This window comes from Gordonia sp. LMA484, assembly GCF_058129505.1.
The window spans coordinates 4,375,877-4,391,175 of record NZ_CM176700.1 but is presented as its reverse complement, the minus strand read 5'-3'; the positions used below and the strand labels follow the sequence as shown (position 1 = coordinate 4,391,175).

Sequence of the window (15,299 nt, the reverse complement as noted above, 5' to 3'; positions counted from 1 at the left end):
GAGACGATGACCTCGCCTCTGGCCCACGACGCCACTCGCCGTACGCTCGACACCGCCAAGGGCGTCCTCCACTACCACGAGGCCGGGGACGGCCCGCCGCTGCTCCTCCTGCACGGGTCCGGCCCAGGTGTCAGTGGCTGGAGCAACTACCAGGGCAACCTCCCGGCCTTCGCCTCGCACTTCCGCACCCTCATCCTCGATTTCCCCGGATTCGGGAAGAGCTACTCGTGCAACGAGAACCCGATGCTGACCGCACTGCCGTCAGTGGTGGACTTCCTCGACGGAATGGGCCTCGACGAGGTCGCGGTGGTCGGAAATTCGATGGGCGGCAACGTCGCATCGCGACTTGCCGCGACGCAGCCCGAGCGAGTCAAGCGCCTGGTCACCATCGGCGGCATCGGCACGCCCGTCTTCAGCCCGTCGCCACCCGAGGGCATCAAACTCCTCGTCAGATTCGTCGACGATCCCACGCGCGAGAACCTGATGGCGTGGATGGAATCCATGGTCTACGACCCGGCGATCCTGACCGAGGAGTTCGTCGAGAGCCGATGGCAGACCGCCTCGGATCCTGTAGCGCTGGCGGATGTCCGGCGATTGTTCAACGCCGGCTCGCTCGCCGGTATGCGGGTACGCAACGGCGCCGCCGTGGTCAACCAGATCGAGACGTTGACCAAGATCGCGGCACCCACCCTCCTCACCTGGGGCCGCGATGACCGGGTGACGCCACTGGACAGCTCGCTCATGCCCATGCGGTTGATCCCGAACTGTGAACTACATGTGTTCCACAACTGCGGGCACTGGGCGATGATCGAGCGCAAGGATGAGTTCGAGAGCACCGTGATCCCATACCTTCTCCGCGACGCACGACACTAGTGTCGTGCGTCGGTCGGGCCCTCTCGTCGTTGCCGGCGGGTTCGGGCGTGCTCACTCACGCTGCCCGTCCCACCTGCGAATACGGTCGATTCCACCGAGCGGAATCGACGCTTCTGCGGGTCGGTGGGGCGAAATAGGCTCTGTCCCAGAGAAGCCACGTAGAAGCGGGCGGAGCCGCTGCGGCGACGTGTCACTGACTGCCCGCGCACCGCGTCGGCTGACTCACGAATCCTTTACAGACTTCAGGAGGTCGGCTCATGGCCGATACGGTCACGACGGACATTCTCATCGTCGGTGCGGGCCCGGTAGGACTGTTCGGTGCATACACCGCGGGCTTCCGTGGATTGTCCACCGTGCTCGTGGATGGACTCCCACAGTGTGGCGGTCAGATAACTGCGCTGTACCCGGAGAAGGAGATCCGCGACATCGCCAGTGTCCCAGCGGCGCGGGGCCGCGAGGTCGTTGCTGCGCTCAAGGCCCAAGCCGATGCCTTCGATCCGACCTATCTGCTCGGACGAGAGGCGGTGACGTTGGAGCACTCCGCGCAGGGTCGGCCGGTGGTGACCCTGTCCGACGGCACCGTCGTCGATGCCGGCGCGGTGATCGTGACCGCGGGCATCGGGACCTTCACCCCGCGTACGCTGCCGGCCGGTGAGGAGTTCCTGGACCGCGGGCTGAGCTATTTCGTGCCGGACCCGAAAGAGCACACCGACCGCGACGTGCTCGTCGTCGGTGGCGGTGACAGCGCCGTGGATTGGGCCCTCGCATTGCGCGAGATCGCTCGGTCGGTCACCGTCGTCCATCGGCGCAGTACCTTCCGTGCCCACGCAGCGAGCGTCCAGGAACTGAAAACCAGTGGCGTGGAGATCATCACGGATGCACAGGTGGCTGCGCTGCATGGCAACGGCACCGTCAGGCAGGCACACGTCCGTGTCGACGGCCAGGACGATCACCGGGTTCTGGAGGTCGACTCGGTGATCGCCGCACTCGGCTTCATCAGCAATCTCGGGCCTTTGACGAAGTGGGGTATGGAACTCGATCGCCGGACGATCGTCGTGGACACCCGGATGCAGACAACCGTTCCGCGGGTGTATGCGGCGGGTGACATCACCTCGTACACCGGCAAGGTGCGGCTGATGTCGGTCGGGTTCGGCGAGGTCGCGACGGCCGTCAACAACGCAGCCGTGGTTCTCGACCCTGAGCTGACGCTGTTCCCCGGCCATTCCACCGACGGCTGAGCTGACTGCTCTGGCGTGGAACCGGTGTTTACGGCGAACTCTCGCAGTAAGTAGGTGACTAGGTATACTATGACAGCTATGATGTAGATCTCAGTTTCATGAGGTGCGCATCCCGCTCACAGCAGACCGGCGATTCGTCGGCAACGGCGAGTCACGAGACACGTCCTCCAACCAGAAATAAGCAAGGAACTTGAACGATGAGCAATTCTGAGTACCGAATGTTGATCGACGGCGAACTGGTCGAAGCGACCGGCGGGCGTGTCTACGACAACATCAATCCGGCGACCGAAGAGGTCCTCGGAACCGCCCCGAACGCGGGTGTCGAGGATGTGGAGCGCGCGATCCATGCAGCGCGTCGCGCCTTCGACACCACAACCTGGTCGACCGACGTGGAGTTCCGCCGCAAGTGCCTGATCCAGCTGCAGGACGTTCTGCGTAAGCACACCGAGGAACTGCGACCGATTCTCATCGCCGAGGCGGGACTGCCGTACTCGATGACCAAGATGGTGGGGCTGGACGGTTCCATCGAGATGATGGGGCACTACATCGACCTCCTCGGGCACTACGAGTTCGAGACAGTGATCACCCCGGCCGCGGGCGATGAAGGCGCGCACCGCATCATCCGGCGCGAGGCCGCGGGCGTCGTCGCCGCGATCACGCCATGGAACTACCCGGTCTTCCTTGCCCTCGGCAAGCTGGCGCCATCCCTCGCCGCAGGCTGCACGATCATCCTCAAGCCGGCGCCGGACACTCCGTGGAGCACGCTCGAGATCGGGCGACTTCTGCAGGAACACACGGATATTCCGGCCGGCGTCGTCAACATCGTGACCACCGACGACAACGAGGTCGCGTCGGTGCTCACCACGCATCCAGAGGTCGACGCCATCACGTTCACGGGCTCGACGGCCACCGGCCGCCGGATCATGGCCGCGGCCGCGCCGACCGTCAAGCGGCTCCAACTCGAACTCGGCGGCAAGTCGTCGGCGATCGTGCTCGATGACGCGGATTTCGCCTCTGCCATCCCCTTCATCGTGGGCACCACGATGAGCCATGCGGGTCAGGGCTGTGGGATCTACTCTCGGTTGCTCGTGCCGCGGGAACGTCAGGAAGAGGCGATCGCGATCGCCGAGGCGACGATGAAGATGATTCCCTGGGGCGATCCGACCGATCCGAACAACTACATGGGCCCGTTGGCCAACAAGAAGCAGTACGACTCCGTGCTCAAGTACTACGCGCAGGCCGCAGATGCCGGCCGGGTCATCACCGGCGGCAAGGCCAGCGATCGCTTCGGGAAGGGTTACTGGGTGGAGCCGACGATCGTCGCCGACGCCGACTCCCACTCGGTCGTGGCACAGGAGGAGATCTTCGGGCCGCTGCTGTGCATCATCCCGTTCGACGATGACGACGAAGCGATCGCGATCTCGAACGACACGATCTACGGTCTCGCCGGTGGCGTGTGGAGTGCGGATCCCGAACGCGCACGGAAGGTCGCGGAGGGCATGCGCGCCGGCGCCATCCAGATCAACGACCAGATGTGGAACCACCAGACCGCACCGTTCGGCGGCTACAAGCAGAGCGGCATCGGTCGTGAGTGGGGAGTCGAGGGTCTCGAAGACATGCTCCAGGTCAAGTCCATCGCACGTCCGGCCTGAGCGTTCCGCGACGCAGGTCAGACGTCAAACACGTTGTACAACAACCAACAACACGTAGAGCTAGGAGAACATCATGGGTAGGGTCGAAGGTAAGGTTGCATTCATCACCGGTGCAGCGCGCGGGCAGGGGCGTAGCCACGCGGTACGCCTGGCCGAAGAGGGCGCCGACATCATCGCAGTCGACATCTGCAAGGACGTTCCGTCCAACACGTATGCGATGTCGCGTCCGGAGGACCTCAAGGAGACCGCCCGCCTGGTGGAGGCTCACGGGCGACGCATCGTCACCTTCGAAGGCGACGTCCGCGTGGAGAGCGAGCTCGCGTCCGCACTCGCGACTGGGGTCGAGGAGTTCGGCCGCCTGGATATCGTCGTCGCCAACGCGGGTATCTGCCCCATGCTCAGCGATGCCGGCATGCAGGGCTGGATCGACGTCATCGGCATCAACCTCATGGGTGCCCAGAACGCCATCCACGCGGCCCTCCCTTACCTGAAGGAGGGTGCGTCGATCATCGCGACGGGATCCACCGCTGCACTCATGCCCTCCGGCGGTGTCGACAATCCCGGCGCCGATCCGGGAGGCGCCGGCTACCCCGTCGCCAAGCAGTTGCTCACGCATTACATGAACGAGCTCGCCCGCGTGGTGGCGCCGCAGATGATCCGCGCCAACGTCGTTCATCCCACCAACGTCAACACCGCGATGCTACAGAGCGACGCCATGGCTCGGATCTTCCGCCCGGACCTGGAGAACCCGAAGATGGAAGACGCGCGCGAAGCCTTCAAGGTTCAGCAATCGATGCCGGTTGCCTGGGTCGAGCCCGTCGACATCAGCAACGCTGTGGTCTACCTGGCATCGGACGAGTCCCGATACGTCACCGGTACGCAGATGCGCGTCGACGCCGGCGGATACCTGAAGTGGTACCCGTTCCATGTCTGAGACCACGGTCAAGAGTTCATCGACAGAAGGGGTCGAGATGAAGGTGGAAGTCGACGAGCGGGCGTGCCAGGGGCACACGCTGTGCGCAATGGTCGCGCCCGATCTGTTCACACTCAGGGACGAAGACGGTCACAGCGAGGCGAACAACGGTGGCGAGGTCCCCAGTGGCCTGGAACAGGCGGCGAACTCGGCGATCGGTTCGTGTCCGGAACGTGCAATCAGAATGATCGGGGACTGATTCTCATGGACGACGTCAATACATTGACAACAGACAATGCCTCCAAGACCGAAGAACTGAAGAAGTGTCCGATCGACTTCGAGCGGCACGGCCCGGGGTTCCGCGAGGGATTCGTCGAGCAGACGCACGAGCTGCACGCGAAGTGCCCCATCGCCTGGACCGGGTCGTACGAGGATCACTGGGTCGTCAGCGGGATGGATCAGGTCTTCGCTGTCGCTCGGCGACCCGAGGTGACCAACTTCCGCGATGCGGACGGCAGCGTGAACGGGTACAAGGGAATCTCCATCCCGGCATACGATTACGGGCCGTACGACACCCCGTCCTTCCTCGAACTCGATCCGCCGGAGCAGACCGACTTCCGAAAGGTTCTCAACCCCTACATGTCACCCGCGGCGGTGGCACGGTGGGTGCCGATCATCGATGAGCTCGTCCACGCCTGCCTTGACGACCACATCGAAAGCGGCAGCATCGATTTCATCGACGATCTGGCCACCATCGTGCCGGCGATCACCACGATGGGCATGCTGGGACTACCGCTCTCCGACTGGGACGTCCACAGCGAGGCGCAGCACGCGCTGATGTACACCCCGCCGGGCTCGCCGGATCACGAACGGGTGATGACGATCGTCATGGCCAGTAGGGCCGCGTTGACCGATGCGGTGCCCGAGGTCCGAGCGAACCCCCGGCCGGGATTCGTCGACGCACTCATCAATGCGACCATCGCCGGTCGGGAACTCACCGACCAGGAGATCACCGGCACGTTGATGCTGTTGGTCGGCGGCGGATTCGACACCACGACCGCGTTGACCGGGCAGTCACTCCTGTGGCTGTCCCAGCACCCGGATGAGCGGGCACGCCTCGCGGCGGAGGTCGACACGCTCCTCGACCCCGCCACCGAAGAGTTCCTGCGATACTTCACTCCGGCGGTGGGCGACGCGCGTACCTTCAGCGATGATGTCGAGATAGACGGCGTCGAGTTCAAAGAGGGTGAACGCGTGTGGGTCTCGTGGGCGATGGCCAATCGGTCGCCCGACGTGTTCGAGAACCCGGACGAGGTCGACTTCGATCGCACGGGTAACCGGCATGCGGCCTTCGGCCTCGGTATCCACCGGTGCATCGGTTCCAACGTCGCGCGCGTTGTCTTCAAACGGATGATCACCGCGGTGCTCGATCGGATGCCGGACTTCGTGATCGATCCCGACGCGGTGGTGCACTACGAGTCGGTCGGCCAGATCAACGGCCTGGTGAACATGCCCGCGACCTTCACCCCGGGCGAGCGCCGTGGGCCGGGGCTTGCCGCGACCATCGAGAAGGCCCAGAAGATCGTCGTCGACGAGCAGTTGGCCGATCGGGTCACCGCTCGACGTAACAAGTAAGCAGCCGTAGGCCGAAGGGGGAACCCAGACTTGGGTGCCCCCTTCGGCTGTCGGTCAGATGGATTGATGGAAACAGTGCGACATGAGAGTTGGAGCATGACCGACGAAGACTGGTTCAAAGGTAAGGTCGCGATCGTGACCGGCGGATCTCGGGGGATCGGCCGCGCGGTGGTCGATGGACTCGCGGAGCGAGGTGCGTCCGTCGTTCTCAATGGTCGTGATGGCGACGTCCTGGACCGTGCCGTGGCGGAGATCAGGGAATCCGGTGGCTCTGCCATCGGCATCCAGGGTGACTTCACCGAGCCCTCGTTCGCGACACGACTTGTGCGTACCACGATGGACGAGTTCGAGCGGGTCGACTTCATCGTCAACAATGCTGCGGCCAGCTTCTATTCAGGGCCGCTGCTGGGATGTGGGCAAGAAGCGTTCCAGGCCACCCTCCTGGCCAACACGTGGCCCGCGCTGTCGATCATCCAGGAGGCCGCGGCGTTCGGACTGCCCAGTGGATCGGCCGTCGTCAACATCTCGTCGGCCGGGGCGCGACGGGTCCACGAGGTGGCGGGGGTGTACGCCGCGGGGAAGGCGACGCTCGAGAGTCTGACGTTCACGCTGTCACGCGAACTGGGGCCGCGCGGGGTCACGGTGAACACGATCGAACCGGGCATCATCAAAACCGAACTCGCCGCGCCGATCTGGGAGGGCGAGCGTGGCGTCGCCGAGACTGCTCTGGTGCCGTTGCAGCGACTCGGCGAGACCTCTGACATCGCTGGCGCGGTTCTCTACCTGCTGGGCCCCGCCGCTCGCTGGGTCACCGGATCGATGCTGCGGGTGGACGGCGGGCGTTTCCATGTCGGCGGCGAGTCGGCCGACAAGATCGGGTCCTTCTCCTAGCAAGACCGCGTCCGAGATCACTCGGACGCCGACAATTCATCGAGTGAATAGGTTCTGACAGTGACAGTAAGAGTCGGAGTGGTGGGTCTCAGCGCGTCCGGTAGTTGGGCGTCATATGGTCATCTGCCCGCGTTGAGAGCCGCCGAGGGTTTCGAGATCACCGCCGTGGCAACGAGTTCCGCCGAGACGGCGCAGGCCGCGGCGCAGGCGTACGGTGTGCCGCGGGCCTTTGCGAGCATCGAAGAGCTCGCCGGATGCGACGACGTGGATCTGGTGGTGGTCGCAGTCAAGGTGCCCGAGCACCGCGACCTCGTGCTCAAGGCACTGGGATCGGGAAAGCCGGTCTTGTGCGAATGGCCGCTCGCGAATGGCGTTGCCGAAGCGGAGGAATTGGTGCGGGCCGCCGACGGTGCGGACGTGTTCGTCGGCTTTCAGGGGACAGCGGCTCCGGCCGTGCGATATCTGCGCGACCTGATCGCCGATGGCTTCGTGGGCGACGTCGTCTCGACCAGCCTGCTCGCGACGTCGGGTCCCTGGGGCGGACCGGTCGGCAACCGCACTGCGTACCTGCTGGACAAGTCGCACGGCGCAACGCTTCTCTCGATCGTCTTCGGGCATCTCGTGGACTCATTCTCTTTCGTCCTCGACGATTTCGTTGAGGTCAGTGCGACCACGGCGGTCCGCCACCCGGAAGTAGTGAACACCGATACGGGCGGACTCGTCGAAGCCACTGCGGCCGATGAGATCGCCGTGTCCGGCACCCTCGCAGACGGCGCCGTCGCGTCGATCCACCTTCGCGGCGCCAACAGCCATTCCACCAAACTGTTGTGGGAGATCGTCGGCACGGACGGATTCCTGCGGATCGAAGGGAACGGTGGGACGCTGTCGAATCCGTTGACGATCACCGGTGCTCGCGGCGACGAGGAACTGCACGAGCTCCCGTTGCCGGACGGCTACGATCATCACCCCGAGCTCGCTGGTTCGCCGGCACACGCCGTCGCGCACGAGTACGACCGTATCCGCGTGCAGCTCGAAGGCGGAGCAGATCAGGCGCCGGACTTCGTGCATGCCCTCGGACGTCATCTTCTGCTCGACGCCATCGAGGCGGCGGCGGAGACCGGTTCGAGGCAGTCCGTTCTGGCGCCGTCGGCAGTTCGGTGACCGCGGTGGGCGAGCTCGAGGAGCTGCGGGCCGTCGAATCCATCAAGCGGCTACGTGCGCGTGTCGCACGCTTGCTGGACACAAAGCAGTGGGCGGAGTTCGGCGAATGCTTCACCGAAGACGCCGTCCTCGAGGCGCCGGAAGCGAACGTTCGGTGGCAGGGGCGAGATGAGATCGTGCAGGGTATCAGCGCTGGGATGACCGGCGTGCGCAGCGTGCATCATCTGCATGCTCCGGAGATCGAGATCACCGGAGCCGACACCGCTACCGGTGTGTGGGCGATGTCGGACACTCTGGAAAGAACCTCGGACGGAACCACGATCGTCGCCGGATACGGGCACTACCGGGACACGTACGTCCGCAGCGGGGAAGGGTGGCGAGTCCAGTCTCTGCGGCTGGATCGAATCTGATCGACCACAGCCAAATGAGGACAACGAGAATGGTCGCCAGAGCGATGCTCTGGCGACCATTCTCGTTGTGGAATCTCAAGGTCCCAAGGCCGATGCCTGATCCGAAGATGGACGCAAGCCGCGCCGGTGCGCACCCCCTGCTCCCTGAGGAGCCCGCGAGGCGCCAGCCGAGCGAGCGTCACGAAGGGCGGCCCTTCGTGACGCTCGCTCGTTGCTCGCGGGCTCCTCAGGGACCAGGTTTGCAGACACGCTCGGAGGAGCGACGGGTCCAAGGTCGATGTCTGAGGAGCGACGAGCGTAGCGAGGAGCGTCACGACGGCCGGCAATCAGCACTTCGAGTATCAGGGCGTGAGGAATGACAGCGAGCGGCTCTCGAAGCGCCACTGCGTGTCTTCGCCCTGCACCAGCACGTCCTCGTACGTACCGACGAGTTCGATGACCCATGCCTGGTCGCGAGAATTCACCCACAGGAGGGTGCTGGTCGCCAGAGCGCGCCCGTCGTCCTGGAGGGTGACGACGGTGTCGACCACCACGTGCCGTGTCGGATGCTCTGCGATCAGTGGTTCATAGAGCGCGCGCAGCGCGGTGTGGCCGACGACCGGTTCCATCTGCGGCAGTGCGGAGCGCCCGTCGGGCGTGAAGAGTCCGATGAGTTCGTCGATTCGACCATTGTCGAGGGCGCGCGAGTACGCGGCGAGCGCATGACAGACTCCCTCGCGGACAATGGGATCCGCAAGCGTCAGCTGAGCAGAATGGGTCATGATGCCTCCGTTGGGTTGAGCGGGGTGTGTTGAGGTGCGGCGGGAGGCCCGGGTTACACGGGCGCCATGCGGATCGCACCGTCGATGCGTATCGTCTCGCCGTTGATCATCGCGTTGTCCACGATGGCCAGCGCGAGCTTCGCGTACTCGGATGGGTCGCCGAGTCTGCTCGGGTGCGGGACCTGGGAGGACAGGGACTCGCGAACCTTCTCCGACAGACCCCCGAGAATCGGTGTCTCGAACGTGCCCGGCGCGATGGTCACGACTCGGATCAGTTTGCGTGCGAGGTCGCGCGCCGCGACTATCGTGAGGCCCGCGACGCCCGCCTTCGCAGACGAGTACGCGGCCTGGCCGATCTGCCCTTCGAACGCGGCGACCGAGGCGGTCATGATGATCACTCCGCGTTCGCCGTCGACGGCGTCGTTCTTGGCCATCCGCGCGGCCGCCAGGCTGGCGACAGTGAACGTCCCGACCAGGTTGGTGTCGATGACCTGCTTGTACAGCTCGAGGTCGCCCGGCGTGCCGTCCTTGTTCACCAGTCGTACCTTGCCGCCGCGGCCCGCGCAGTGGACGACCGCACGCAACGGTGAGATCGCTTCTGCTGCCGCGAGCCCCGCGTCGACCGAGGCCGGGTCGCGAACATCGGCGGGGACGAAGGTGGCCAGTTCGCCGAGCTCTGCTGCGACGGCGGCACCGTTCGACGACGGCAGATCGATGAGGACGGTCGGAACCCCGCGCGCAATGAACGCCTCCGCGGTGGCTCTGCCGAGGCCGGATGCGCCCCCGGTGACTGCGGCTGAGGCGTGCGTGAGATCCATGGATGGTGCCCTTTCTCTGCTGCTGATGCGGGCGACGAGACCCGCTCTTGGTTCTAACCTAGTTAGATAGGTAATAATTGTCTAGAAGCGTCGGATGGACTTCTGGCGGCGGTGTGGAAGGGATCGAGATCATGGATGAGGTCGACGCCGGCCTGCTGGTTCTACGGATCTGTCTTGGCCTGGTGATGGCCGCGCACGGTTATGCAAAGGTGTTCCGCGGGGGTCGGATACCGGGGACGGCGAGGTGGTTCGACAGCATCGGCATGCGGCCCGGCGGGGCGAACGCTCGGCTCGCGGCCGGCACGGAACTCGCAGCCGGGCTCACGTTGGCGTTCGGACTGTTGACTCCGTTCGCGGCGGCCGCGTTCGTCTCGCTCATGTTCGTCGCGGCCTGGACCGTGCACCGCGGAAACGGCTTCTTCATCGTGTCGGACGGCTGGGAGTACAACCTCGTCCTGGCGGCGGGCGCGATCGCGATCGCGGTCACCGGACCCGGTGCGGCAAGCCTCGATCACCTGCTGTTCGGGGTGACTGTTCTCGACGGCTGGGTCGGCGGCATCATCGCACTGGCAGGCGGGCTGGCCGCCGCGGGGCTGCTGCTCGGCGGCGCATATCGGCCGACGCCTACTCGGGTGCCGGCCGAATCAGAGGTCTGAGCATGTCGGTGGAGCGGACAATGCCGTACGCGGCGCACGGTCAGACACGTGGTGCGGGTGCTGCCGGTCTGGTCAACCTTCGCGATGTCGGCGGGCTGCTTTTCGGCGACGGCGGCGTCACCGCGAACGGAGTCCTGTATCGCGGAGATGCGCCGTACCCGGGTGACACCGATGTCCCCGAAGTGGATTCGTGGCCGCCGGCATGCGTCGTCGATCTGCGAGGTGTCCGAGAACGTTCGAGCTTCGCCTACGCGTGGCCCGCGGGCCCGGTGGTCCATCACGTACCGATGCTGGACGCCGCCGCTCCCGATGCGGCGCCGACCGACCTGGCAGCGGTCTTCCTCCGCATGCTGCGCTGCGGCGAGATCTGGGTGGGTGACCTGCTCGGGTACGTCGCGCGATCACCGGGGGCGTCGCTGGTGCACTGCACTGCGGGAAAGGACCGAACCGGCGTCGCCGTCGCCGTCCTCTTGCTCGCGGCCGGTGTCGAGCCGTCCGCGGTGGCCGGCGACTTCGTCCGCAGCGAAGCGGCGCTGCCGAGCCTGTACGCGAGGTGGCTCGACGTCGGTGTGCGGAAACATGATTCGCCTCCGCTTCCGGAGAATTACATGCATGCGCCGCCAGGGGCGATCGCACCCGTCATCGACTGTCTGATGTCGAGCGGTGGTGGTCCGGCTCAATGGGTTCTCGACAACGGTGGAGACCCCGAAGACCTCGCCCTGTGGCAGGCCCGGCTGCGCGGAAAGGGCGCATGATGACGCACTCGCCGAAGCGAACTCACACCGACGACGTGGCGAGCGGTCTTCGCGCACAGTGGTACCGACAGGGCTACTACGGCACCCGCACCTGGGTCGACGTCTTGTCGGACGACGACGCCCCCGGACCCCACCGACAGGTCGTCTACTGCGCGGCCGACGGCTCCCGATCGGTGACGTCCGTCGGTGAGATCCGCGAGACCGCGAAGCGGGTGGCCGCGGGGCTGCGTGCCCACGGTGTGCGCCCGGGTGACGCAGTGGCCGTGCAACTGCCCAACCGGGTCGAGGCGTCGGTGGCGTACGCGGCCGTACTGCTGGCCGGCGGGGTGCTCGTGCCGATTGTGCACGTCTACGGACCGAATGAGGTCCGATTCATCCTCGAGCAATCGCAGGCCGTGGTGCTGATCCAGCCGGATCGATGGCGCACGACCGAATTCTGCCCCCGGGTCGAGAGCTACATGGATCTGCCGTCACTTCGGGATGTGGTAACTGTGGGTGGCCCCGCCACCGCCGGGACGGTGGCCTGGCGTGACCTCTCGACCTCTCCGAAGTACGTCGCGCCCACCGTGCACGCGGACGACGTCGCCCTTCTCGTCTACACGTCGGGAACGACCTCTGCACCGAAGGGCGTTCAGCACAGCCACAATTCGCTGATGGTCGAAGTGCGGTCCGAGGCCCGAACGCCCGCTGGACGCGAGGATCGGATACAGCTCGTCTCGTTTCCGCCTGGGCACATCGCAGGAGTCAGCAATGTGCTGCGACCCCTCGTGCACGGCCGCAGCACCGTCTACATGGAAAATTGGGATGCCTCCTTGGCGGCGGAGCTGATATCGCGGTACCGGGTCACCTCGACCTCCGGTACGCCGTTCCATCTCGCCGGCCTGATCGACGTAGCGGGCGTCGAGACCAAGCTCCGCACGCTGACGGACTTCCTCGTCGGGGCGGCGACGGTCCCGGAGGCCTTGGTCAGGCGTGCCGAAGCAGCCGGGATAGCCACGTTCCGTAGCTACGGCTCCACCGAACATCCCACCGCGACTTCCGGTCACGCCGGGGAGTCGGTCGCCGCGCGGCTGGGCACCGACGGCGCACCGATGGCGGGCGTCCGGATCCGCATCCTCGATTCCGACGGGATGGAAGTACCGGCGGGTGTCGACGGTGAGGTGGTGCTCCAAGGTCCCGATCAGTTCGTCGGGTACCGAGATGCGCGACTGGATGCGGACGTGTTCACCGCCGACGGCTGGATGCGCACGGGCGATCTCGGCCACCTGGACGGTGACGGTCGACTCACGATCACCGACCGGATCAAGGACGTGGTGATCAGGGCGGGGGAGACCATTTCCTCGAGCCAGGTCGAGGACGTCATCGCCGGCCACCCGGCAGTCGCCGAGGCGGCCGTCGTCGCGGCGCCGGACTCGCGCTACGGCGAGGTGGTCGGGGCCGTGGTCGTCCTGGAACCTGGTGCGGGTCTCACGCTTGACGAGCTCCGGGCTCACTTCGACTCGTCGGGCCTGGCCCGACAGAAGGCGCCGGAGCGTCTCGTGGTGGTCGATGCGCTGCCGCGCACCGCGCTCGGGAAGGTCCGCAAGTCGGACCTGCGTGCCGAACACTTCGCCCACGACCCGAGTGCATCTGTGTCGCAACGCTCATCGAACTGACAGCGGTTCCGTTGGGTGGAACACGCGGTTGGGCATCGGCAGCGAACCCGAAATGATGTTCCCAGAATCTCAATCTCACTTTCTCCGTCAAGCGAAGGATCCACATGACAACGGAATCCGCGCAATCTGAACTGCTGGCCGACATCAGCACTCGTGCTGCGCGATCTGGTCGACGTTGGCAGGCCGATATTCGGGTCGACGACGTCCGCCCGCTGACCGGTGGGACGTCGAGCTTGACGTTCGTCGCCGACGTCACGGGCAGCGCCGCCGCCGAGTCGGTCGTTCTCAAGGTCGCCCCTCCGGGCCTCGAGCCGGTCCGCAACCGCGACGTGATCCGCCAGGGCAGGGTCATGCAGGCGCTGGCTGGCGTATCGGGTGTCGCCGCACCGGCCGTCTACTTCGACGACGCGGGCACTCCGCCGTTCGTGGCGATGCAGATGGTGCCCGGGGAGTGCGTGGAACCGCTTCTGGCCGAGGGGCGGTCGACCGACGAGGGGACCCGGGCACAGACCCGCGCGCGGTACCTCGACGCGGCCCGCATGCTGGCTCACCTGCATTCCGCGGTGCCCGCCGACATCGGTCTGGCCGAGGAGCCCGTGGTGACCCTGGGCGCGGAGATCGACCGGTGGACAAGAGCTTTCGAGACCGTTCCGGAAGACCTTCGGGGTGACTACGAAGGCTGCGCGAAGGCGCTGTACGCAACGATGCCGGCTCCCGCCGGCCCGGTGGTCAACCACGGTGACTATCGCCTCGGGAACACGCTCTGCGACGGCGATCAGGTCACGGCGATCATCGATTGGGAGATCTGGTCCGTCGGCGATCCGCGCATCGACCTCACCTGGCTCGCCTACTTCACCGACGAAGCCGGCCATCCCGCAGCGGCATCCGACGAGCCCTGCGGTACACCGACCATCGCCGAGGTCACAAAGACTTATGAAGAGACGTTGGGCCGTCAGGTGGACGACATCGACTGGTTCCACGCACTCACCCGGTACAAGGAGGCCGCTGCAACCGCGCTGCTGATCAAGCGCGCACGCAAGCGGGGCGGACTGAGTTCTGCGTTCCAGAAGATGGAGCCGGCGCTGCCGGGTCTGTTGACCGAGGCTCTGACCCTGGTGGGGTACTGACCCACTCATCACCCGCGGGACAACGCCAACGGAAGGAGACGACGTCGATGACCGACACGGTACGCGTGCAGGGTGACGTCCCACCGGTGATCCCGGGAGGTCGTCAGCTCCGCCGTATACCGAAGCCCCGCCGGCAGGCCTCATACGACGACGAGGTCAAGGCGCTGATCCGTGCGGCACAGGCGGTGATGGTGCGCAAAGGGTGTACCGAGCAACCGAAACTCGCGGAGATCGTCAGCGAAGCAGGAATGTCGAATCAGGCCTTCTATAGACATTTCCGCAGTCGTGACGACGTCATCGTCGCCACGTACGAGCAGGGGCTGCTCGCGATCCACGAGTACCTCGAACACCAGGTGCTCAAACAGCCCGACCTCGCGACCCGACTCGCAGCCTGGATCGACGGAGTCCTGGCGCAGATCCGGGATCCGGAGCTGTCGGAGCTCAGTCGGGCGGTCATCTGGAACGTCGAACAGGTCGCCCGCACGAAGAGCGAGATCCGGCCGGTCGGGCACGCGCGCATCGCAGAACTGCTCTCCTCGGTCCTGACCGACGGTGGCGTGGCCGAACCCGAGCGAACCGCACTGTTCATCCACACCCTGGTGATGGGCCTCACCACGACATATATGACATCGGGCGAATCGCCGACGGACCAGGCGCGAGAACACCTCCTGGCTTTCTGCCTGTCTGGCGCCGTCGGCCCGACCCCGACCGCGCCGCCACCAGCGCACCCCGAACCGTCAACCGACAAGTGACC

General features: G+C 65.6%; 16 protein-coding genes. 14 read left to right on the top strand and 2 right to left on the bottom strand.

Features of this window, described 5'->3' with window-relative positions:
- The first annotated feature begins 6 nt into the window (after positions 1–6).
- The 9 genes from AC4AMJ_RS19445 to AC4AMJ_RS19405 all read left to right on the top strand — a co-directional run bounded on the left by AC4AMJ_RS19445 (position 7) and on the right by AC4AMJ_RS19405 (position 8,773).
- Complete coding sequence (locus AC4AMJ_RS19445; protein ID WP_489918469.1) at positions 7–873, top strand: alpha/beta fold hydrolase; 867 nt, start codon at positions 7–9, stop codon at positions 871–873.
- 257 nt (positions 874–1,130) lie between these two features.
- The gene (locus tag AC4AMJ_RS19440; protein WP_489914072.1) at positions 1,131–2,111 is read left to right on the top strand and encodes an NAD(P)/FAD-dependent oxidoreductase; all 981 of its coding nucleotides are present in this window, start codon (positions 1,131–1,133) and stop codon (positions 2,109–2,111) included.
- A 197-nt stretch (positions 2,112–2,308) separates the two neighbouring features.
- Complete coding sequence (locus AC4AMJ_RS19435) at positions 2,309–3,763, top strand: aldehyde dehydrogenase family protein (RefSeq protein ID WP_489914070.1); 1,455 nt, start codon at positions 2,309–2,311, stop codon at positions 3,761–3,763.
- A 73-nt stretch (positions 3,764–3,836) separates the two neighbouring features.
- Complete coding sequence (locus AC4AMJ_RS19430) at positions 3,837–4,697, top strand: mycofactocin-coupled SDR family oxidoreductase (RefSeq protein WP_489914068.1); 861 nt, start codon at positions 3,837–3,839, stop codon at positions 4,695–4,697.
- Entirely contained in the window at positions 4,690–4,935 is a 246-nt protein-coding gene (locus tag AC4AMJ_RS19425) for a ferredoxin (protein WP_489914066.1), read from the top strand. The genes AC4AMJ_RS19430 and AC4AMJ_RS19425 overlap by 8 nt, the downstream gene beginning before the upstream one ends.
- Before the next feature lie 5 nt (positions 4,936–4,940).
- A complete protein-coding gene (locus tag AC4AMJ_RS19420; protein ID WP_489914064.1) occupies positions 4,941–6,311 on the top strand; it encodes a cytochrome P450 in 1,371 nt (456 codons plus the stop codon).
- A 96-nt stretch (positions 6,312–6,407) separates the two neighbouring features.
- Positions 6,408–7,202 carry an SDR family NAD(P)-dependent oxidoreductase gene (locus tag AC4AMJ_RS19415; RefSeq protein ID WP_489914062.1) on the top strand — a complete coding sequence of 265 codons (795 nt, stop codon included), beginning with the start codon at positions 6,408–6,410 and terminating at the stop codon, positions 7,200–7,202.
- 60 nt (positions 7,203–7,262) lie between these two features.
- A complete protein-coding gene (locus tag AC4AMJ_RS19410; RefSeq protein ID WP_489914060.1) occupies positions 7,263–8,363 on the top strand; it encodes a Gfo/Idh/MocA family protein in 1,101 nt (366 codons plus the stop codon).
- Positions 8,364–8,368: 5 nt separating this feature from the next.
- Positions 8,369–8,773: a nuclear transport factor 2 family protein gene (locus AC4AMJ_RS19405; RefSeq protein ID WP_489914058.1), complete on the top strand. Its 405-nt coding sequence runs from the start codon at positions 8,369–8,371 to the stop codon at positions 8,771–8,773.
- 341 nt (positions 8,774–9,114) lie between these two features.
- Here AC4AMJ_RS19405 and AC4AMJ_RS19400 read toward each other — a convergent pair whose 3' ends face one another.
- On the bottom strand, positions 9,115–9,534 hold the full coding sequence (locus AC4AMJ_RS19400) for a nuclear transport factor 2 family protein (protein ID WP_489914052.1): 420 nt from the start codon (positions 9,532–9,534) through the stop codon (positions 9,115–9,117).
- Positions 9,535–9,587: 53 nt separating this feature from the next.
- Positions 9,588–10,352, bottom strand: coding sequence for an SDR family NAD(P)-dependent oxidoreductase (locus AC4AMJ_RS19395; RefSeq protein ID WP_489914047.1), 765 nt, complete (start codon positions 10,350–10,352; stop codon positions 9,588–9,590).
- Positions 10,353–10,483: 131 nt separating this feature from the next.
- Between AC4AMJ_RS19395 and AC4AMJ_RS19390 the strand changes: the two genes are divergently transcribed.
- The 5 genes from AC4AMJ_RS19390 (at position 10,484) to AC4AMJ_RS19370 (ending at position 15,297) form a co-directional block, all read left to right on the top strand.
- The gene (locus AC4AMJ_RS19390) at positions 10,484–11,008 is read left to right on the top strand and encodes a DoxX family protein (protein WP_489914045.1); all 525 of its coding nucleotides are present in this window, start codon (positions 10,484–10,486) and stop codon (positions 11,006–11,008) included.
- Positions 11,009–11,028: 20 nt separating this feature from the next.
- On the top strand, positions 11,029–11,763 hold the full coding sequence (locus tag AC4AMJ_RS19385) for a tyrosine-protein phosphatase (protein WP_489914043.1): 735 nt from the start codon (positions 11,029–11,031) through the stop codon (positions 11,761–11,763).
- Entirely contained in the window at positions 11,760–13,418 is a 1,659-nt protein-coding gene (locus AC4AMJ_RS19380) for an AMP-binding protein (protein ID WP_489914041.1), read from the top strand. The genes AC4AMJ_RS19385 and AC4AMJ_RS19380 overlap by 4 nt, the downstream gene beginning before the upstream one ends.
- 104 nt (positions 13,419–13,522) lie before the next feature.
- Positions 13,523–14,545: a phosphotransferase family protein gene (locus AC4AMJ_RS19375; RefSeq protein ID WP_489914039.1), complete on the top strand. Its 1,023-nt coding sequence runs from the start codon at positions 13,523–13,525 to the stop codon at positions 14,543–14,545.
- A gap of 47 nt (positions 14,546–14,592) precedes the next feature.
- Complete coding sequence (locus AC4AMJ_RS19370; protein ID WP_489914037.1) at positions 14,593–15,297, top strand: TetR/AcrR family transcriptional regulator; 705 nt, start codon at positions 14,593–14,595, stop codon at positions 15,295–15,297.
- Positions 15,298–15,299: the final 2 nt, after the last annotated feature.

What these genes read in the sequence shown, in the direction of transcription:
- AC4AMJ_RS19445 (WP_489918469.1), top strand. Translation starts at nt 7, where the DNA reads ATGACCTCGCCTCTGGCCCACGACGCCACTCGCCGTACGCTCGACACC.
- AC4AMJ_RS19440 (WP_489914072.1), top strand. Translation starts at nt 1,131, where the DNA reads ATGGCCGATACGGTCACGACGGACATTCTCATCGTCGGTGCGGGCCCG.
- AC4AMJ_RS19435 (WP_489914070.1), top strand. Translation starts at nt 2,309, where the DNA reads ATGAGCAATTCTGAGTACCGAATGTTGATCGACGGCGAACTGGTCGAA.
- AC4AMJ_RS19430 (WP_489914068.1), top strand. Translation starts at nt 3,837, where the DNA reads ATGGGTAGGGTCGAAGGTAAGGTTGCATTCATCACCGGTGCAGCGCGC.
- AC4AMJ_RS19425 (WP_489914066.1), top strand. Translation starts at nt 4,690, where the DNA reads ATGTCTGAGACCACGGTCAAGAGTTCATCGACAGAAGGGGTCGAGATG.
- AC4AMJ_RS19420 (WP_489914064.1), top strand. Translation starts at nt 4,941, where the DNA reads ATGGACGACGTCAATACATTGACAACAGACAATGCCTCCAAGACCGAA.
- AC4AMJ_RS19415 (WP_489914062.1), top strand. Translation starts at nt 6,408, where the DNA reads ATGACCGACGAAGACTGGTTCAAAGGTAAGGTCGCGATCGTGACCGGC.
- AC4AMJ_RS19400 (WP_489914052.1), bottom strand. Translation starts at nt 9,534, where the DNA reads ATGACCCATTCTGCTCAGCTGACGCTTGCGGATCCCATTGTCCGCGAG.
- AC4AMJ_RS19395 (WP_489914047.1), bottom strand. Translation starts at nt 10,352, where the DNA reads ATGGATCTCACGCACGCCTCAGCCGCAGTCACCGGGGGCGCATCCGGC.
- AC4AMJ_RS19390 (WP_489914045.1), top strand. Translation starts at nt 10,484, where the DNA reads ATGGATGAGGTCGACGCCGGCCTGCTGGTTCTACGGATCTGTCTTGGC.
- AC4AMJ_RS19385 (WP_489914043.1), top strand. Translation starts at nt 11,029, where the DNA reads ATGCCGTACGCGGCGCACGGTCAGACACGTGGTGCGGGTGCTGCCGGT.
- AC4AMJ_RS19380 (WP_489914041.1), top strand. Translation starts at nt 11,760, where the DNA reads ATGATGACGCACTCGCCGAAGCGAACTCACACCGACGACGTGGCGAGC.
- AC4AMJ_RS19375 (WP_489914039.1), top strand. Translation starts at nt 13,523, where the DNA reads ATGACAACGGAATCCGCGCAATCTGAACTGCTGGCCGACATCAGCACT.
- AC4AMJ_RS19370 (WP_489914037.1), top strand. Translation starts at nt 14,593, where the DNA reads ATGACCGACACGGTACGCGTGCAGGGTGACGTCCCACCGGTGATCCCG.